Source organism: Gardnerella washingtoni (assembly GCF_049262705.1).
Classification (GTDB): Bacteria; Actinomycetota; Actinomycetes; order Actinomycetales; family Bifidobacteriaceae; genus Bifidobacterium; species Bifidobacterium vaginale_D.
This window is the reverse complement of record NZ_CP058398.1, coordinates 1,519,318-1,540,477: the sequence shown is the minus strand read 5'-3', so window position 1 is coordinate 1,540,477 and position 21,160 is coordinate 1,519,318. Positions and strand designations below refer to the sequence as shown.

The following is a 21,160-nucleotide window of genomic DNA, read 5'->3' as shown; positions in this document are numbered from 1 at the left end:
AAACTTACCTCTAATATTGAAATCTACTAAGACATATCCTCATAACCCACATTGCTGCACGTTTTCTCTACAAACAACTAGCTAATTCACAGTATTTATACAGCTCAGTATTCAGAAAATCGTAAGAGCAAACAGCTTAACTCTTACATAGATAACAGCATGGTTTATGATGGTGTGTTAAGAATCTTTTGTAAGGAGGATGAATGGCTGACGATATGTATGGTGCAAATCAGCAAGAATCCAATAAAATCACTGATAATACATACAACGCGCAAGAACAAGCACAGGCAGTTCAATCGGAACAGCCTACACAAGAAGTGCAAGCGTATAGCCCTGCTCCTGAATTTGGAGCATATGGTCCTATTAGCAATGAAAGCAGCGAAAATAATAACAATACGACTGGCTCGTTGAACGCAGCAAATAGTGCGCCGATAAATCAGAATAATCTCGGCAATATAAGCGATAACACTGCACCTACAACACATATTGAATTGCAGAATCCTTATGAGAACAATACTGATTCTCCTCAAGGCTTCGGCAATCCATACCAAACTAACGCGAATGCCAATTCTTACATCGGCGGCGGAATAAGCAATAGCACTAGTGGCAATAACTTTGAGAAAAATCACAGTACAAACCATGCAGTATCTCCTATTTTTGTTGCTATTGCCTCTGCCGCAGTTTCTGCAGTAGTATGCGTTGTTCTTATAGCGTTTGCAATTTCGCAAGGTCTTATTGCTCTACCACAAAGCGGATCCTTAGCAAGTGTTGGAACAAACACATCCGGTCCAGGTACTGCAACAGTAAAAGGCGGCCAAGCTCCAGATTGGCGTGGTGTCGCTCGCCAAGTTTCTGGTGCTGTCGTATCTATTCAAACTCGCACAGACAAAGGTATGGCAAAAGGTTCAGGCGCAATAATTGATGCTAAAGGTTATGTTGTAACAAATAACCATGTAATTTCAGGAGCTAAGCAAATTCAAGTCACGCTTTCTAATGGTCAAATGTATTCAGCTACACTAGTCGGTGCCGATAAAACAACCGACTTGGCTGTACTCAAGCTTGACAATGCTCCAAACAATTTGAAAACCGCAGGATTTGCCAACTCGGACGCATTAGCTGTGGGCGAACCAGTTATGGCTATTGGAAATCCTCTTGGATATGACGATACTGCTACTACAGGCATTGTTTCCGCATTAAACCGACCAGTATCAGTAATGGATGATCAAAGTCGTTCAGAAATTGTAACCAATGCTGTACAAATTGACGCTGCTATTAATCCAGGCAATTCTGGCGGACCAACATTTAATGCAGCAGGTCAAATTATTGGCATTAATTCTTCTATTGCTGCAACATCTGCTCAAGGCGGTACCGCTGGATCAATTGGTATCGGCTTCGCTATACCGGCAAATCTCGTGAAACGCGTAGTTTCTGAAATTATTAAAAATGGTTCCGTAAAACACGTAGCATTAGGAATCATGATCAAGAACGTAGCTGTTGAATCGAATGGCATCACTCGCGGAGGAGCTCAAATTGTTTCAGTCAATCAGGGTACACCTGGCGCTAAAGCTGGGTTAAAAGCCGGCGATACTATTGTGGCTTTTAACGACAAACCTGTGACTAACAACTATGCGCTGCTTGGCTATGTTCGAGCAACAGCATTCAAAAATAAGGCTACGCTCACAGTAGTGCGCGGTAACAGTACACTAAAATTGCCGGTAGTTTTTGATCAAGAAGAAGCTGCAGTCAATGGCATGAATCGTCAAGAAAAGCAGTCAAGAAAAGGGCAAAAACAGCGCCTGCGCAAACGTGGAAATGATTCAGATGACGATGATGATGATATGCAACAGCACGACGACGGCGATGGTGACGATGGCGGCATTTTTGATCCATTCGGCTTCTGGTAAATCGAAAATCAAAAAATAGCGCAGTTTGTAACTCAACAACTATAAACCGCTAAAACATAAACGCCCCGAAAGTAAGCTAGTGAAAACTTACAATCGGGGCGTTTGCTAATAAATACGTTTGCTAATAAATCATATTAACTATTTTTGCAATACGCTGAAACTATGACGTATACAGACTTTGCAAAACTCGTATTGACTCAATATTCTGCACGTAATGCAATACACGCCGTAATTTTGAAGCCTGCAGAGCACCTGCAAATGACTTTTGTGCGAATCATCCGAAAATTGAATTACTGTAACTATTGAACATTACTTTTACGTTCATAAACAGTAACTGTGCTTCCAAAAGTTTGAGCTTTCCAAGATGCTTGAGTATGGGCAATAACATGCTGCGTATAATGATCGATATTGTAATCCAATGCAACAAAGTAGTACCACGGCTCATTCGATTCAGTAACGAAAAACTGTGGCTCCTTTTTTGCTTTACAAGTAGATAATTCGGCATAAATTTGATTATCTGTTGATTGCTCATTAGTAATAAACGAACTGTTTTTATAACTGCAATCAATAAGATTCTTTGCAAAATAAGGGTTCGCAGTGATAAGCTGCCAAGAATACTGGTGCACATCCTCAAATTCTGGAGAAATAACTTTACCAGATTTGTCAGTTTTTTCATCTTGATGCAGCCAAGAAGTTACGAAACGCTTATTTTCTGCGTGATTTTGTCGAATAAATTGCGCAAGCGCACGCGATCCCGAATAATCAAATTTAATATCGTGCACGCAGGCAAACAGATTCCAAATCAAACTTGGTGCTAGCAAAATAATAATAAGGGCATAAATTAGGGTTCGCTTATTGACAAACTTATTGGTAAACTTAATTTTCTTTGAAAAATATTGGAGCAATCTACGAATAATTGTTGGAATATCTTCAAAATTAAGTTGACGCTGATCGATGCACATCCACAGTTGAGAAATAAAGAATGCGAATACGATTCCTGCATGATGCAAAGTAAAATATTGCGTTGCAATAATAGCAAAAGTCAAATAAGGAAGAATAAGAGATACCAACATTTTCCTACGTTTTGCAATACAAATAGCGAAAGCCCAAATCAGTATTGAAATAAGAACGCAAATAATAATTGGCACTATTCCCAAAGACATTCTTCGCAAGGAAACGTCTCCAGCGAATGCTGTAAACATGCTCTCCGATGGCATTATAAAAATAAAGGACAAAAATTGCAGCAACGGTGAATTGCCATCGAAAGTTTTGCGAGAACCAAATGCGTTAGCAGCAGGCCAAATACAAGCAATACTTGCAAAACCAACGAAAGCTAGCAAAATCCAGCCCAGCAAACGATTTATGTTAGAAAATACTGCACTAACAGCATGCCTCATTCCAGCTAGCTGTACTGTTCGCAGCACCCAAGCCAAAGCAAAACCTGCAGCAATCGCAATTCCGTAGGCACTTATAGCGCACATAAGTACAAGACTTAGCACGAGTTTCCAAGTGTTAGAAGGCTTAGAATCCGCTTCTTTCCAGTAGTATGCAGTCATGAACAAAGCAGCACACAGCAGCGCATATGGGCGCGAAGTAACACCATATTGGAAGCAAAGGAAATAAGTGAATGGAAGTAGCACAATTACAAGACGATTGAAAGGAGAGCGAAATATCAACCATCCGCCTAGAAGAGCAGCGCACAAAAACTGCACACCTTTAAGACCAATTTCGTACGGAACCCCGGTTTTTGCAGGAATGGAAAGAAGAAGCGTCCACAACGGCGGATGCCCTTCGTAATGCGGACGAAGAGTTAACAAATCAGCAAACGAAGAATCACGCGCAATAAGCCAACTTTGTGCTTCGTCAAACCAAGGCTCATGGAATAACATGACAACAATAATCACAACAAGATATGCAATAAAAGTAAGTATGCGAGCATACTTTCGCAACCATATATTTTGCGAGGGTTGATCTGTAACAGTATTCTCATTCATAATTACCTTTATCTCATTCATTGTGTGCGGTTTCTGTTATTAATCATACAAAGAAAATCACGCCCGCACTTTAGCGAGCGTGATCTTAGCAAATTTAAAAAATTTATCCTACTGCAATGCAGCCAAACGACGAGCGTTAGCAACAGCATATAAACTGATTCCAGCTGCAACCGAAGCATTAAGTGACTCAACTGCGTTAGAGATTGGGATTCCAGCAATAGCATCACAAGCTTCACGAGTTAGTCGGCTCATGCCCTTACCTTCAGAGCCAAGAACCACAACCAGCGGATCAGTTTCAAAACCAGTTTCACCAACGAGCTTATCGCCGCCACCGTCAAGACCAATCGCATACCAACCGCGCTCACGCAAACCCTGAATCGCCTTATTCAAATTCACAACTCGAGCCACTGGCAAATGCGCTGCAGCCCCAGCTGAAACCTTCCACGCTGCTGCGGTTACGGAAGCACTTCTACGCTCCGGCAAAATCACACCGTTAGCTCCAAATGCTGCTGCAGAACGAATAACAGCACCCAAATTTTGCGGATCCGTCACACCATCCAAAGCAATAAACAACGGTCGGGCATTAATACGAGCTGCCAAAGAATCAGCGGCTTCCATTGCACGAGACTTCTTTTCTGCACGCTCAACCAATTCCTGCAAAGAGTAATACTGGTAAGGCTGCACTTTCAAAATAATGCCTTGATGGTTGCTAGAATGCGCGATACGATCCATTTCTAAGCGATCCGCTTCCAGCAAACGTAAACCTTGCATGCCAGCGAGTTTTACAATTTCACGCGTACGATCGTCGTGCTCAATACGATTAGCAACATATAATTGAGTGCTTGGTACACCAACTCGCAACGCCTCTAAAGCAGCATTGCGACCAATAACCAACTCATCGGAATCTACACCTAACTTGTCAACTCTACGTCTTGCAGCCAATCGCGGATCTGCAAAAGTACGTTTTATAGCTGCTTTTTTAGCGAAATATGCCTTGTGATATACGCGATCTTCAGCCTTTGGCGTAGGGCCTTTGCCGCGCAATGCATTGCGATGCTTTCCACCCGACCCCTTGGTCGGTCCTTTTTTCGTAGTCATACTTCTATTCTCACATGCCCCCGAGGCATTGAGTTTGCGCCAAGTTTCATCACTGTAAAGGCTACTTTTGCAATCAAAATACTTAAGCAAATATTCCGGCACGTTATGTGACATAATAGAACAGTACTCAACTGTTGCAAAACTATTGCAATAATCCACAACCGCGCAATAGTTACGATAATAAGCAGCTCATAATGGCGCTGTTACCGCAATTATTGACTACTCCGCGGCGCTCCCAAGGGGGAAAATATGGTTGATCACACTATTGATCAATCCGAAACTAAAGTAATTGACTCTCCAAGTCAAGATCCATCACTACAAGGCATTCAGCAAGTTGCCGAAGCTCTACACGTAGATGTAACTCGTGGCTTAAGCTCCGAAGAAGCATCTCACAGACTTACACAATTTGGCCCGAACGCACTTGCGGCAGCTGAAAAAACGCCAGCATGGAAGCGATTCCTTGAGCAGTTCAAAGATCCGCTCGTTTACTTGCTGATTGCCGCTACTATTATCTCTGCAATAGCATGGTTCGTAGAGCGAGCACAACACAAAGGAAACAGCGGAGGCGAAATACTACCGTTTGATTCTATAGTTATTATCATAATTTTAATTGCTAATGCTGTACTCGGCTACATTCAAGAGTCACGTGCAGAGGAGGCAGTTGAAGCTTTGGCTAGAATGAGCGCGCCGCAAACTTCAGTTTTACGAGATGGTCATGTAATACGCATTGATACTACTGAAGTGGTTCCGGGCGATATTCTTGTTCTTGGTGAAGGTGATGCAGTTTCTGCAGATGGTCGTTTAATTGCCGCAGCATCGTTGCGCATTGCGGAAGCAAGCCTTACGGGCGAATCCGTTGCTGTAAGCAAGCGTCCAGATACATTGCAATCCGCAAAAGCTTTAGGCGATCGCACCAATATGGTATTTAATGGCACTGCTGTAACACAAGGCACTGGTCGCGCTATTGTAACTTCAACAGGCATGCGCACGCAAGTTGGCAAAATTGCAGATATGCTTTCCAAGTCAGACGAAGAATCTACTCCGCTTGAGCGCGAAATGGTGCGTGTTTCCAAGGTTCTTGGCATTGCAGTGTGTATTATTGCAGCTGTTGTTCTCGCTTCCATGTGGCTAATTGAAGGCTTCCACAGTATTCAAGATATTATTGATTCACTGCTACTTTCTGTTTCCCTCGCCGTTGCCGCGGTTCCAGAAGGCTTGGCTGCTATTTTGACGGTAGTTCTTGCGCTTGGCGTACAACGAATGGTGAAGCACCATGCGGTTGTAAAAAAACTTTCTTCCGTAGAAACACTTGGTTCTGCTTCCGTTATCTGTTCTGATAAAACAGGCACGCTTACTCGCAATGAAATGACCGTCGAACGCGTAATTACTCCTAGCGGCGAAGTGCAGCTTACTGGTAGCGGCTATAAGCCAGAAGGTCGCATGGTGTTACTCGATTCTGCGGATGCGGATCTTGCAGTTCCACAAAATCTTGCCACAGAAGTATTAGGCGCGTTAGGTTCTGGCTGTTTAGCAAATGACGGCGATCTGCACTATGACGAAACTACTAAAAGTTGGCAACCTGTGGGAGATCCTACAGAAGTCTCGCTAGTAGTAGCAGCACGTAAAACAAAGGCAGATAAGCGTTACGCTCACTTAACTCGCGTTGCTGAAGTACCTTTTACTTCCGAACGCAAACGCATGTCTGTGGTTATAAAAGATGGTTCAGATTCTGGAAATCTAATTGTTTGCGCTAAAGGCGCTCCAGACGTACTTCTTTCTTACTGCACTCGAATTGCAGTAGCTGGCGCTGTACGTCCACTTACTGATGGCGATCGTGAAGATATTTTGGCTACTGTTGAGCGCCTTTCTGGGGAAGCTTACCGCACTCTTGGTATGGCGTACCGTCCGCTTGGCGTTGATAGTTTGACGAAAGTTGACGGCATGGTTTCTAATGCTGCCGGTCAGATCGCTGACGTCGCTGAGCAGAGCGACGTTTTGGAATCTGATTTGATTTGGAACGGCATGGTTGGAATTATTGACCCGCCTCGCATTGAAGTTCGAGATAGCGTAGCTCAAGCTCACCGTGCTGGAATTCGCACTGTTATGATTACAGGCGACCATCCGCTTACTGCCACTCGTATTGCTAGAGATCTTGGCATTGTTGGCAAAGGCGAACATGCTCTTACAGGTGATGATCTCGATGAACTTCTTTCTCGAGACGATGACAATATTGCTTTTGATGAAGCAATAAACAAAACTAGCGTGTATGCTCGAGTTGCGCCTGAGCATAAGCTCGCTATTGTTTCTTCATTACAACGTCAAGGCAACATTGTTGCTATGACAGGCGACGGTGTGAACGATGCTCCAGCCGTAAAGTCTGCTGATATTGGTGTTGCCATGGGCATTACCGGCACAGAAGTTACGAAAGAATCTGCCAAGATGATTCTTGCAGACGATAACTTCTCTACAATTGTTGCAGCTGTGCGCGAAGGCCGTGGAATTTTCGACAATATTCGTAAATTCTTACGCTACCTGCTCAGCTCCAATGTTGGTGAAGTTTGCACCGTTTTCGGTGGCGTTGTTTTCGCTGGAGCGCTCGGCATCACGCAGCCTAATTCCGTAGGCGTTACGCTTCCACTTCTTGCCACACAGCTTTTGTGGATTAATTTGCTTACGGATGCCGCTCCTGCCCTTGCTATGGGAGTTGATCCTCAAACTGACGACGTAATGGATAGAAAGCCTCGAAAACTTACCGATAGCGTTATTGATCGACGAATGTGGGGAGATATTGTATTTATCGGCATAATTATGGCTGCTATTACATTAATTGGAATGGATATGCATTTGGCAGGCGGATTATTTACTGACCGTTCTGTTGGAATTATGAGCCACGCTGCACAAATGACGCATGCTCGCACAATGGGCTTCACCATTCTTGTGTTTGCGCAAATGCTGAATGCGTTAGCATCCCGTTCCGATTCGCAAAGCGTATTTGTAGGTTTGTTTGCAAATCGTTGGCTTTGGGGTGCTATTGCAGTTTCTGTGCTTCTACAGCTGGCTGTAATTTACATACCATTCTTGAATGAGCCATTTGGAACTGTTCCTTTGAGCGTAACTGAATGGTTTGAGTGCCTCGGTCTTTCTATGGTGGTGTTAGTAGCTTCCGAATTGCGCAAGTGCGTGCTTCGCTTCATTGCAAAACATAAAGCAGCAAACACCTTAACTATTGCAGCTTAATAAATAAATTATTAAACTGCCTTGCGAATACGCGGCACAGTACGTAGTTTTCTTATATTACCTACGGTTCTGTGCCGCGTTTTGTGTTTTCTTTTCTATAAAATTTTTGCTTATTGCTCATGAATACTTATTTGTTTTCAGGAAATAGCTTGCATCATACTGACAGACCGCGGCACGCGCTACAATTGTGCGTATTGTAATTTTCGCGCAAAATAGCAGTAAATATTTCGTGCGAACAATGAAGTTGCTTATGCGTTTACACATTACAAGGAGATTTGACGCTATGCTGTTGTCTGATCACGACATTCTCAAAGCTCATGATGAGGGTCACATCGATTTAACCCCGTGGACCCCGGAAATGGTACAGCCTGCGTCGATTGACGTGCGTCTCGATCGTTATTTCCGCTTATTTAACAACCACGCTTACACGTATGTAGACCCTGCAGAAAATCAAGGTGAGCTTACTGAACAGTTTGAAGTGGCTCCGGACGAACCGTGGATTTTACATCCTGGTGAGTTTGCACTTGGTGCTACTTGGGAGTATGTAAAACTTGATGCAACTATTGCAGCACGCTTGGAAGGCAAGAGCTCACTTGGTCGTCTTGGTATTTTAACTCATTCAACGGCTGGTTTCATTGATCCTGGTTTTGAAGGTCATATTACTTTGGAACTTTCTAATGTAAGTACTTTGCCAGTCAAGCTCTGGCCTGGCATGAAAATCGGTCAAATGTGCTTCTTCCAGTTGAGTTCCCCATGCGAAAATCCGTATGGTTCTACTGTTAATGGTTCACACTATCAAGGTCAGCGCGGTCCAACTCCGTCGCGCTCATACGAACATTTTTACCGTGCTGATTTAAGTGAATAGTATTTGCAATGATTTTTTATTGCTAAAAAATCACCAAATTCAGGAGAAAAGTATATATTTTTTAGAAAATTCTCAGGTAATACTCCTATACCGTACAGGCTGATATGGTTTTATAATAGTGTCGCAAAAAACGGCAGGTGTAAAGCACTAAAACTAAAACTTATTCTTTTCTTCTCTCCTTTTTATTTCCCCGGCGCATACACGCCGGGGTTTAATTTTTCCGCGCGAAACGCCGAATCAATACTAAAAGATTGACATTGTCACAAGTCAGGCTAAACTTGAGCAACAAGATTGGAGGTTGATGAACATGAATACTCGTTTCTGGCGTAGCTGGCGTAGTTAAAAGCGAGTTCACATATCGGTGTGGGCTTGCTGATTTTAAACAATCAACGGGGCTATGCCGGATTCATCATCAACATTATTTGAGCTGAATGGCATATAAGCTGCCATCCAGCTTTTTTGTTATCTGAGCACATGCCCTTCAAATTTACAAAATAATCAACACAAAAAGAATAAAGAACAAACCGAATGCCGATTTTCTCGGCACGCACAAGAAGGGCAAAATTATGGTAAACGCAGTTGAACAAAACATGTATTACGGCGAATTTGGCGGACAGTACGTACCAGATATGATTCGTCCAGCACTCGATGCAGTAGCAGCAGCTTATCTACAGTACAAAGACGATCCAGAATTCCGCAATGAATTAACTGGACTATTAAAGGATTACGACGGCCGCGAAACACCTTTATACTATGCTGAATCTTTCACAAAATATTTAGGCGGCGCAAAAGTGTATTTAAAGCGCGAAGATTTAAACCATCTCGGCGCTCACAAAATGAATAATGTTCTCGGACAAATTTTACTCGCTCAGCGCATGGGTAAAAAGCGCATTATTGCTGAAACTGGAGCCGGTCAGCATGGTGTTGCCACTGCTGCTGCAGCGGCACGATTCGGCATGGAATGCGAAATTTTTATGGGTGCACTTGATTGTGAACGCCAAAAACTTAATGTTTTTAGAATGACTTTGCTCGGCGCAAAAGTTCATGCTGTTCAAGAAGGCACAAAAACTTTAAAAGATGCTGTAACTGCCGCATTTATGGATTATGCTCAGCACTTGGACGATACCTTCTACATCGTTGGTTCCGCAGTGGGACCTTACCCTTATCCACAAATGGTTCGCGATTTTCAAAGCGTTATTAGCAAGGAGTCAAGAAAGCAGATCCTAGAAAAAGAAGGCAGATTACCAAATGCTGTAATTGCTTGCATTGGTGGCGGTTCTAATGCAATTGGTTCTTTTGCAGCCTACATTGATGATCCTTCTGTACGATTGATTGGTGCTGAAGGCGCAGGTAAAGGCGCTAATACTCCTCAAAATGCTGCTACTATGACGAACGGAAAAATTGGCATTACGGATGGCATGAAAACTTATGTTCTTATGGATGATGATGGGAATGAGCTTCCAGCCTACTCTATTTCTGCAGGCCTGGATTACCCTGGAGTTGGCCCAGAACATTCATATTTAAAGGATTCTGGTCGCGCAGAATACTACGCAATCACTGATGATGAAGCAGTCCAAGCTTTCCGCGCACTTTCTAGAATAGAAGGAATCATCCCAGCTTTGGAAAGCTCACATGCAATAGCACAAGCTATGAAGATGGTTCCAAAGATGAGTAAGGATGACATTGTTTTAGTAACAGTTTCCGGCCGTGGAGATAAGGATGTAAATCAGGTAGCACGCTATCTTGGAATTGAATTATAAATCATTAATTTAGCAACAAATAAAACATAGTAAATAAAACGAGGCAGATAATTCCCAGAATAAAGTGAGAATAAAAGAAAAGTAAGAGAAGAAGAACATGGCACTTCTGTAGCTAACTTAGCAAACAGAAGTGCCTATTTTTAAGCAGAATATTCTATTTATTTTTTATGCAAATCAGCGCATGTAGAACTAATTATTTTACATAATCCTTCCATAATTTTGTCTACTGGAGAAGCTGCACGCCAATTTAAATATAATGAGCGATAAGGTCTAGGATTCTTAAACTCGCGCAACATTAAACCTGCTGGCTGCACAATAGGTGGAACTGTTGCTAACCGTGGCAACAATGTCACATCACGACTGCCAATAATCATGTAACGTAATGTTTCTAACGACGTTGCTCTAAATTCTGATTGTTTCGCGCCTACTTTTTGACATACATCAATCATGTTTCTACACATACAATGACCGTCTTCTAACAAAAGTACGCGCTGCGTCGATAAATCTGAAAGCTCAATCGGCTTACTTTCGTGACCAAGCGAAGAATTTTTAGAAGCTGCTAACAAAAAATCTTCATCAAAAAGGTGGCATATTTTTACTGAAGGAACATTCAAACTTTCACTTAATATAGCGGCATCAATCTGACCACTATCAAGTAATTCTATAAGTTTTGCTGACTTTTCTTCCACAAAACGAATAGTGAGATTTGGTTTTAAATGTCGTAACACTGGCATAAGACGCGGCAATAAATATGGTCCTAATGTTGGAAACACGCCTAATACTACTGTTGATGCCCACGGATCTTCTGAGCGTCTTGCAGCTTGGCGAATACGCGACATGTCTGCCTGAATTCGTTTTGCATAATATACAACTTCTCGCCCGGCAGGTGTCAAAATCTGTTTACCAGGAATACGCTCAATAAGCTCTACACCCAAAGTTTCTTCGAGCTTTTTAATTTGTGTCGAAAGCGTCGGCTGAGAAACGCACATGCGAATAGCGGCCTTAGTAAAACTTTCTTCTTGTGCAAAAGCTATAAGATATTCCAATGCTCTGATATTCATAGTACGCCTCCCATTATCGATACTATGCATAAAAATTAACACAAATAATATTGCTATGCTTGTTCTGCCTTACGTAATTTATTTATTTTGCGGACTACGAATAATGTAATCAAACGCAGACAAAGCTGCGTTGGCACCAGATCCGTACGCAGTAACTATTTGCTTGTACGGCTCGTCTGAGCAATCTCCAGCAGCAAAAATGCCGGGAACTTTTGTACAGCCTGCTCGATCTGTAATAATTTCTCCACGCTTATTCAGCGGCAACTGATTTTCTAACCAAAGAGTATTTGGAGCTAAACCAATTTGCACAAATACGCCGTCCGCTTCAATAATATGCTCTTGTGCTTCAGAATCAATGCTACTGCGATCCCGGTAATATATTGCTGTTACTTTACTACCATTTCCTTCAACTTTGCTTACAGCAGCGCTAGTAATAATGCTAGTATTAGGCAAATTATGCAAAGCCTCCAGCAGCACTTTGTCAGCTTTGAGTGTATCCATAAATTCGACTACTGTCACATGTTTTGCTACACCAGCTAAATCAATAGCAGCTTCTACTCCGGAATTTCCACCGCCAACAACAACTACTCTCTTATCTTTGAACAGTGGGCCGTCACAATGTGGGCAGAAAGACACACCTTTATTACGATACTCCTCCTCTCCTGGCACACCAAGTGTACGCCACGTTGCACCAGTTGCAACAATCACAGCACGAGCTTTAAGCATGCCACCGGAACGAGCATGAATAGTGTGTAAGCCGTCAGGTTCTTTGGCTATATCAAGTGAATCTGCCCAATCTGGTGTAAATACATCAATATTGTATTGCGAAATATGCTGTGTTAAATCCGCAGCAAGCTGAGCACCTGTAGTATGCGTTTGTGAAATATGATTTTCAATACTTTCCGTTTCTACTACTTGCCCACCACGATGATCCATAATCATAGCTGTACGTAAACCTTTGCGTGCAGTGTAAATTGCAGCAGCTGAAGCAGCAGGGCCTCCTCCAACAAGAACAATATCATAAGGAGATTGCTTATTCATTTTTTCTGCAAGCGCAGTAGCTACAGGAGAAACAACAGAAGCACCAGAATTAAATTCTTGAGTACCGCTATTACCACTTTGTGTAATAACGTTTTCGTTAGATGCAAGTATTGCTATGAGTTCATCAATTCCTGTACGACCTGAAGCAATAAGTTTACCGTTTTCAAACACTGCTGGCACGCTCATTACACCGAGTTTGTCTACTTCTTCTCGAAAAGCGCTACCTTCTACAGTAGTATGCTGAACTTTAGGGTTGATTATTGAGATGGTATTAAGCGATTGCACAACTTCTGGGCAATTCAAGCAGGTAACTGACATATATGTTGTTACGTTATGTGATCCAAGCTTTAGTATTTCTTTGCGTTGCTCATCACTAATTTTTGGCGCATATCCACTCACTTGTAAAAGTGCCAATACTAAAGAACTAAATTCGTGTCCAAGAGGTACTCCTGCAAAAGTTACTGCTACCTCACTCGGTTTGTTACCATTATTCTGCGATTCTGCGCGTCGGATTATAAAGCTTGGAACGCGTACACTGTTCGTTCTATTGTCATTGTTACTTTCAATAATATTGATTTTGTTGCTTTGCTGAGATACTTCTTTTAATAGTGCATTAACTTTTTGAGACGTATCCGAATCATCCAGATACGGTACAAGTTCAACAGGCAAAACCATTTTTTTCAACAATTCAGACAGTTGAGCAGTTAATGATGTATTCAGCAAAGACATAGACACTTCTTTCAATAATTTTCTATAACATGTTTTGATACTAAAAATTAAGCGCGTAAGAAACTGCAACTGCCGCTTCCCACGCGCTTTTATAAAGATCAGATTTTGCCAACTAAATCAATAGAAGGCTCTAAGGTCTCTTCTCCCTGCTCCCATTTGGCTGGGCAGACTTCACCCGGATGAGCGGCAATATACTGGGCTGCTTTGACTTTACGAAGCAGTTCATCAGCGTTACGACCAATACCATCTGCTGTCATCTCAAAGAACTGAATCATACCTTGTGGATCGACTAAGAACGTAGCACGATGAGCTAAACCAGACTCTTCATTCCATGCATCAAAGTTACGAGAAAGCGCTCCGGAAGGATCACCCAACATAGTGTACTTTACTTTTGCAATAGCTTCAGAATTATCATGCCATGCTTTGTGCACGAAATGCGTGTCAGTTGATACGGAGTAAACTTCTACACCTAACTTTTGTAACTCTTCATAATGATTAGCAAGATCTTCTAGCTCAGTTGGGCATACGAAAGAGAAATCCGCTGGGTAGAAGAAGAAAATAGCCCACTTGCCGAGTACGTCTGCATCGGTTACTTCAATAAATTCACCATCTTTATATGCACTCACCTTAAATGGGAGAATATGCGTATTCATTAAACTCATAGCTTGCTCCTCGATTGTTTATCGCGCGCTATCGTTGCGCATAACTTTCATTATTAAGAATAGATAATTGCTATCAATAATTCTAGTTACATAGATATTTTCTATACGATTGATACATTGCATCAATGCACTTATCACTAAAAACCAACTTTTGTTTATTGGTATAGATTTTTGTTTATGTGCGGATTAAAGTTTAACAGTGTAAGATATGAATAGCAGTGACGCAAACTAGTAACTGATATATCTCACACAAATAACCACGTAGTGTTATTACGAACAAATAGCGCAAGAGAAAGCAATTTGGAAGTATCTTTCACTACCGCAAATAACATAAAATATGGGAGAGCTACTATGAAACGAAGTACTATCACAGCAGGATGCCTCACAAGCCTCTGTATGGCATTAAGCTTATTTACCTTCTCTACGCCAGCAATCGCAGCAACAAACACAAATAATTCTTCGGTCGCACATACTCCACTTACTGTAGAAACCGCTCAACGCATCGCAGACGGAACGATAGGACTTGAGCAAAAAGGCGCTCTTGATATGTCGTTATTCCACAAGAAGCCACTCGATCCACAAGCCGATTTAGACGGAGACGGATTAACGAATAGCCAAGAGATTTATACATACAACAAAGATGGAAAAACATACTACGGATATAATTCTCACCCAATGATGAATGACACAGATGGGGATGGTATTCCAGATAATCAAGACGCCCATCCTCGCCGTTGGGATATTAGCGCACGCGACATGACCTTATTCTCAGAACTTTCTTATCGCGACGATAACTACATTAATAAGGTACTCGATTACACAAGACCACTGCATGATATTTATAAGAATCGCAACGAGTACCACCTTATGCATAATGAAATTGCTCCATTCTGGAAAGTGAAAGAAACCTATCACCATAGAGGTGGATTTGACGCTGTTTTATTTGAAAATGTGAGCCCTTACCCATTCCTAGAACAGGGAACTGTACAAGTACTCGCCATTCGAGGAACTTCACAATTTAATGATTACGATGACGATTTAGCTATAGCCGTAGGTCGCAATCCTGACCAAGCGTACGATGTAGAACAACTTATCGAACGATACGGTCGCGAACATACCGTGAATAACTTATATATTACAGGACACTCTCTCGGTGGATATTTAGCACAGCGAGCTCTGATTCGTGCTGACGGCAAAGGCTACACTTGGCTTAAGAAGATTTATACCTTTAATGCTCCACAAATTTGGGGAAACATATTCAACCGATGGCTTCGCACTGCAGCAAATGCTGGCAATCGTTTAACTCGCGAAGGCTACGCAGTGCATTACAAGGTTGATAACGACAAAGTAATCCATTCTGTAGGCAATTTCGCAGGAGCCATTAGCGTCGGTAATTCTGCCGAAGGTCATGGCTCTCGCAGCTATTTCGAGCCAAGAATGAACAATTTTGCAGGATTTACCGTAGGAAGTAGAGGAAATATTGCTGGTACCGGACGTTGGATGCCAGAACTTAATAACTTCTATGACGTTCGTACATTCTAAATCTTGATTACACGTTCTACACAATTTAATTAGGCATAAAATAAACGCTGACTTACCTAATGCAACAATTCTATTAAGTAAGTCAGCATTTTTATAGAATTTTGCAAATCATTTGCACATTTAACCTATTTTTAAGCCGTAAAAACAAGCCACAAACATTGATATACCAACGTTTTCCAAGTGGAGCGGACAACGGGAATCGAACCCGCCTCTGAAGCTTGGGAAGCTTCCATTCTACCGATGAACTATATCCGCATGCGCTGCAACAAATTACAAAACAGCAACCACTCAAGAATATCATGCAGCACTTACTGCTTCAACACAGCAAATACATTACACCGCGCATATATACAATACAGGCACGCTAAAGTTATGAACCTGCACATCAACACTACGCAGCCATGCGCATAAGACGACCAATACGCTCCTGCACAGGAGGATGGTTTGCACACAATCTTACTAATATTGAAGCACGCTCATCCCATGGTTGAATAATCATTAACGAAGCAACTGCTTGCAAGCCGGCAGTAGATTTCATCTCATGCATCTGCATGCCATATGTAATTTTGTTCAACGCGGACGCGAGCGCAGCTGAATCTCCAGTAATTTCACTTCCAGCTTTATCAGCATCAAATTCTCTAGACGCAGGAATTGTTACATTCATAATAAGAGCCGCAACGGGTGCAAAAAGCGTATTCAAGCCTTTACCTACGAACTTGCAATATTTACGCACATCATGCTGGTGGGCATTACCTATACACATTAATAATGAACCAACATACGTCAACACTGTTGCTGTAGCAGTAGCTAACGCAGAAACAAGAATATCGTGATTATAAATATGCGTAAGCTCGTGGCTAACAACACCTCGAAGCTCGCGCTCATTAAGAATATTCAACAATCCACGAGTACAGCAAATTGACGCATGACGCTCACTTCTACCCGCAGCAAATGCATTAGGACTCTCGCAAGGCGATACCATGACACGTGGCATAGGCTTACCAATACGAGCAGAAAGTTCTCGCACAATGCCATAAAGTATTGGTTCTTCATCTTCAGTAACTTCAACAGCACGCATAGCGAAAATAATAAGCTTGCTGGAGCACCAGTAAGCACTTGCACTTACAACAAACCCCAGCAAGACAAACCAAATTAATGAGGTAAAAGAAGCACCCGTAAGAACCCAGCATAACGCAAGAAAAAGCCATAAAATGCCAAAAAATAGCACTGCCTTCAAAGTGTTATACTGATATGCTCTTACGCCCTTCAACATGTGAGTCAGTTTAATAAAGTGAACTTAAATTTTTCTGAATATATACTGCGTATTTACTCACTACAAACTGTTATTCGAATGTTACTCACAGCCTAAGGCAATAGCTATAAGCTCCGCAGATGATACTACTTTCTTTCGAGCGCGCTGCTCTTTAGCACCAGCTTCACGCTCATACTCATCTACGCGCTTCCAACCGGCATAATCAATGGCTTTCACACCGCGCGATTCAAGCAATTCATTTATAGACTTTTCGCTACGATCTTCTGCAATAAGCCCAGATTGTGCTAAATCTTCGAGCATGCGGTCAACAATAAGAAGAGCGTCAGATTTTGTGGAGCCAATTAAACCAACAGGTCCTCTTTTAGCCCAGCCGGTAGCATACAAACGTTCACGAACTTCGCCACTTTCGGCGGAAGTTACGATTCGGCCGTCATCATTCGCAAGCAACGTGCGCTTTTCGTCGTAAGCAATGCCTGCAACTTCTGCAGGATGATAGCCAATCGCATGGTAAACAGCTTGCACAGGGTATTCTTCAAATTCACCTGTGCGAGTCATTGTGCCGTCCGCGCTTGTAACAGTTTTCTCAACACGAATCGCTTTTACTTTCCCATCCTCGCCAAGAATTTCAACCGGAGCCGAATTGAAATGAATAACGTAACGCCGGTTGGCAGGATTGCCCTCAAAATCAACGTTACCGCCGTCTTCCATATCTTCTGCCATATCTCGAATCGCAAAAAGTTCCTCAACCATTTGACGCGTGAGCTTATCGTTACCAGCAACTTCTATCGTTTCATCGTCGAGCTCAAAATCATCCTCGTTAATAATTATTTGCACTCCGGATAACTTTTCCATTTCACGCAATTCTTGCACTGAGAATTTCGCTTGAGCTACACCTCGTCGAATAAACAAATGCAAAGTTTGAGTACGATTTTGCTGTAATCCTTCGTACACATCGTCTGGAATATCCGTATGTGCGCGCAAATAATCCGGGTCGCGCAAAAGCTCACGAGCAACATCCATTGCCACGTTTCCGCCACCAATAACAGCTACTTCCTTTGCTTCGAGCGGCCATGTGCGCTTGCTGGTTGGGTAGCCGTCATACCATTCTACGAATTTTGCAGCTCCGTATACTCCGTCTAAATCAGCACCCGGCACACCTCGCAATGGCCTATCTTCCACAGCTCCTGTAGCAAATAACACTGCATCATAGCGTTGAAGCAAATCTTCAAGCGTAATATCTTTACCAAATTCAACATTCGCATAAAGATGAATATTTGGATTATCAAGCGTTTTTTCAAGCGCATCGGCAATAAATTTAATACTTGGATGATCCGGAGCCACTCCATAACGCACTAAGCCGAAAGGCACAGGCAGTTTTTCAAAAAGATCAATGCGAGCGCTTGTGCCAAGACCTAATTCTTCGCCACGTTTAGCAAGTTGACGCAAGAAAATATCGGAAGAATATACTCCAGCAGGTCCCGCACCAATTACTGCAATGCGCAATTGAGATGTTTCACATGAAACATTTTCTTTTACCTTATTTTTTTTCATTATTATCCCCATATTGAACTGTACAATACGACACTTTTGCCGTTTTTGCGCGCATTATGCGCGGACTTCAAGCACAGATTTCCTTCACGTGCTTTCATACTTAGACTAGCGCATTGCTAAGTCTTACAAAATGCTTGCATTAAAAAGCTTGCATGAAAACGCTTTATCTCATCTTTTCACGCGAGCGCAAAGCAGTTAACGCCCAAGTAATTGAAATAACGTCAATAACTTCCTGCATCATGGCTCCAAGAACCGCTGGAATGAAACCAAAAGCAGCCAGAATCATACTGATTATAGCCAAACCTATTCCAAGCAAAACTGATTGTATCATTACATGTTTTGTATGCTTCGCAACACTTATAGCACTGGCAACCGCCGCAATATTGTTGTTCATAATAACTACTTGAGCGCACTCCGATGCTGCAGTATCCGTGCCATCCGTTACTGCTACGCCAATATCGGCAGCTGCAAGCACAGGCGCATCATTTACTCCGTCACCAACCATCATGGTTACGGTTGAATCTTTCTTATTTTTGGCTGCATTGTAATTGTGCTTTTTTACATACGCTAATTTATCTTGCGGAAGCAAATCTGCATGCACAGAATCAATACCAACGCTTTTGCCAATGGTTGTTGCAGCTTGCAAACCGTCACCAGTAAGCATTGCTATTGTTCTCACACCCAAAGCACGCAACGAAGCAATAGTTGATTTCGCATTATCGCGCGGCACGTCTTTTAATACGATTCTTCCTACCAGCACGCCGTCAAAAGACACATAGGTTGCCATTTCGTCTGCAGCAAGAGATTTACCTATAGTTTGATTCGTGTTTTGCTCTGTAACGTACTTGTGTCTGCCTACACGCACTAAGATGCCGTCTACAACGCCCTGAATGCCTTGGCCTGCAGTTTCCTTAACACTGTGTACTACAGGGTATTCTCGTACGCTAGGAAGTTGCGGAACCGACGATGGGTGAGCATTTTCCCACAGCTTTGCTCCCGCTTTAGCAATACCGCCTGCAAGTATGTGCTGAGAATAAGTTTCTAGAACGCCCGCAAGCATAACTATGCGATCAGCCTTCTGCATAGAATCAACTACGTCAACTCTTGCAACTTGCGGCTGTTTAACCGTCAACGTGCCGGTTTTGTCAAAAAATACGTCTGTTACACGACTTAATTGCTCAAGCACATCCTGACTTTTAACAACAATTCCAAGTTTTGCTAGACGCCCAGTGCCAGCCATGCAAGCAACTGGAACTGCAATAAGCAGAGGACATGGGGTTGCTAGAACCAATACTTGCGCAAATCGCAATGCGTCGCCAGAAAAGCCCCAAGCAAGACCTGCAATCGCAAAAGATAATACTGTAAACGGCACAGATAGCATGTCTGCAAATCTAACTACTGCAGCTTTAGAAGACCTAGCAGACTCAACAAGCTGCATGATTTTCTGATACTGCGAGTTTTTAGACAGCTTGGTTACGCGCATAATAAGCACAACTCCACCGTTTACACAGCCTGAAAGCACTGCACCTCCCGCATAGACTTCTCTAGGAACAGATTCTCCGTTAATAGCACTTGTGTCTAAAATCGCAGAACCGCTTAGTAATTCACCGTCAACTGGCACAGTTTCGCCAGGAAGCACAATAATTATGTTTCCAACTTTTAAATCATCGACTGCAACTGTAGCGTAACGCTGCAAATTTGAGGTGATTTCGCCATCTGCAGATGCTTGCAAAAATGGGCAATTATTTCGTTTACAGTTGCAATTTTGCAAGTTATTATTTTCGCAATTACTTTCGCAATTTTGCTCGCTACTATTAGATTGCTTAGAATTAGCGGCATCTACTTTTCTAAATTCAGCATGCTGGCACAGAACACACGAGCTAGGCTTGCACTGATTTTCACTCAAACATGGCGGTTCGTAGGATTCATCATTTGCTTGATTATGATTCATTCCATGCTCAATACCTGGCAAAGTCATAAGATGAGCAGTTTTTGGAGCTGCGCTTACTAAAAGAGATAGATTGCGCTGAGCTTTCATATGCGCAAAATCCTCAATTGCCTCTCCCGTCCAAACCATTACAACAATCAAATAACTTGCCCAGAACTCACCAATAAAAAGCGTTGCAAGCAAAGCAACAAAAGCTAGCAAATCAATACCTAAAGTTCCGCGCAATAAATTTTTAATCATGTTACGCAAAGAAACAAGGCTGGTATATAAAACAAGAATAGCGATAATAGTTTTGCCAACACTAAGACTTATTGCAATATCGTAATCAAGATTTAAAAAATCAAAAATTCGCTGCGAAAGATGAGAAATTTGCTCATTAAAAGTAGCCAATATAGGCAAATTGCATGAGTAAAAAGCCACAATAAAAGGAAAAGCAAGAATTACGACTGTTAATTGTGGTGCACGACGGCAATATGCTAAAAGTTTACGCATACA

Annotated in this window: 13 protein-coding genes and 1 tRNA gene; 5 read left to right on the top strand and 9 right to left on the bottom strand. The window is 42.3% G+C overall.

What is annotated here, in order from left to right:
- Window positions 1-203: 203 nt before the first annotated feature.
- Window positions 204-1,904, top strand: coding sequence for a S1C family serine protease (locus tag HXT28_RS06080; protein ID WP_016637631.1), 1,701 nt, complete (start codon window positions 204-206; stop codon window positions 1,902-1,904).
- 299 nt (window positions 1,905-2,203) lie between these two features.
- Here HXT28_RS06080 and HXT28_RS06075 read toward each other — a convergent pair whose 3' ends face one another.
- Window positions 2,204-3,898, bottom strand: a complete 1,695-nt coding sequence (locus tag HXT28_RS06075) for an ABC transporter ATP-binding protein (RefSeq protein WP_422113386.1) — start codon at window positions 3,896-3,898, stop codon at window positions 2,204-2,206.
- Between the two features lie 108 nt (window positions 3,899-4,006).
- Window positions 4,007-4,996 carry a 23S rRNA (guanosine(2251)-2'-O)-methyltransferase RlmB gene (gene rlmB / locus HXT28_RS06070; RefSeq protein ID WP_422113385.1) on the bottom strand — a complete coding sequence of 330 codons (990 nt, stop codon included), beginning with the start codon at window positions 4,994-4,996 and terminating at the stop codon, window positions 4,007-4,009.
- A 249-nt stretch (window positions 4,997-5,245) separates the two neighbouring features.
- Between rlmB and HXT28_RS06065 the strand changes: the two genes are divergently transcribed.
- The 3 genes from HXT28_RS06065 (at window position 5,246) to trpB (ending at window position 10,858) form a co-directional block, all read left to right on the top strand.
- Complete coding sequence (locus HXT28_RS06065; RefSeq protein WP_422113384.1) at window positions 5,246-8,233, top strand: cation-translocating P-type ATPase; 2,988 nt, start codon at window positions 5,246-5,248, stop codon at window positions 8,231-8,233.
- Between the two features lie 283 nt (window positions 8,234-8,516).
- Window positions 8,517-9,098 (top strand): dCTP deaminase, encoded by a 582-nt coding sequence (gene dcd / locus HXT28_RS06060; RefSeq protein WP_422113383.1) that lies wholly within the window; start codon window positions 8,517-8,519, stop codon window positions 9,096-9,098.
- Window positions 9,099-9,664: 566 nt separating this feature from the next.
- A complete protein-coding gene (gene trpB / locus HXT28_RS06055; RefSeq protein ID WP_016637624.1) occupies window positions 9,665-10,858 on the top strand; it encodes a tryptophan synthase subunit beta in 1,194 nt (397 codons plus the stop codon).
- Window positions 10,859-11,016: 158 nt separating this feature from the next.
- On the opposite strand, the gene HXT28_RS06050 is transcribed toward trpB, so the two are convergent.
- The 3 genes from HXT28_RS06050 to ahpC form a co-directional block, all read right to left on the bottom strand.
- Window positions 11,017-11,919, bottom strand: a complete 903-nt coding sequence (locus HXT28_RS06050) for a LysR substrate-binding domain-containing protein (RefSeq protein ID WP_032814034.1) — start codon at window positions 11,917-11,919, stop codon at window positions 11,017-11,019.
- Window positions 11,920-11,997: 78 nt separating this feature from the next.
- Entirely contained in the window at window positions 11,998-13,689 is a 1,692-nt protein-coding gene (gene ahpF / locus HXT28_RS06045) for an alkyl hydroperoxide reductase subunit F (protein WP_422113382.1), read from the bottom strand.
- 98 nt (window positions 13,690-13,787) lie between these two features.
- The gene (gene ahpC, locus HXT28_RS06040; RefSeq protein ID WP_032814033.1) at window positions 13,788-14,351 is read right to left on the bottom strand and encodes an alkyl hydroperoxide reductase subunit C; all 564 of its coding nucleotides are present in this window, start codon (window positions 14,349-14,351) and stop codon (window positions 13,788-13,790) included.
- Window positions 14,352-14,747: 396 nt separating this feature from the next.
- Between ahpC and HXT28_RS06035 the strand changes: the two genes are divergently transcribed.
- Window positions 14,748-15,893, top strand: a complete 1,146-nt coding sequence (locus HXT28_RS06035; RefSeq protein ID WP_422113381.1) for a triacylglycerol lipase — start codon at window positions 14,748-14,750, stop codon at window positions 15,891-15,893.
- A 181-nt stretch (window positions 15,894-16,074) separates the two neighbouring features.
- Here HXT28_RS06035 and HXT28_RS06030 read toward each other — a convergent pair.
- The 4 genes from HXT28_RS06030 to HXT28_RS06015 form a co-directional block, all read right to left on the bottom strand.
- A tRNA-Gly gene (locus HXT28_RS06030) sits at window positions 16,075-16,148 on the bottom strand.
- A gap of 136 nt (window positions 16,149-16,284) precedes the next feature.
- Entirely contained in the window at window positions 16,285-17,166 is an 882-nt protein-coding gene (locus HXT28_RS06025) for a M48 family metalloprotease (RefSeq protein ID WP_016637618.1), read from the bottom strand.
- 81 nt (window positions 17,167-17,247) lie between these two features.
- On the bottom strand, window positions 17,248-18,717 hold the full coding sequence (locus HXT28_RS06020) for an FAD-dependent oxidoreductase (RefSeq protein ID WP_422113380.1): 1,470 nt from the start codon (window positions 18,715-18,717) through the stop codon (window positions 17,248-17,250).
- A 163-nt stretch (window positions 18,718-18,880) separates the two neighbouring features.
- Window positions 18,881-21,157: a heavy metal translocating P-type ATPase gene (locus HXT28_RS06015; protein ID WP_016637616.1), complete on the bottom strand. Its 2,277-nt coding sequence runs from the start codon at window positions 21,155-21,157 to the stop codon at window positions 18,881-18,883.
- Between the last annotated feature and the right edge of the window lie 3 nt (window positions 21,158-21,160).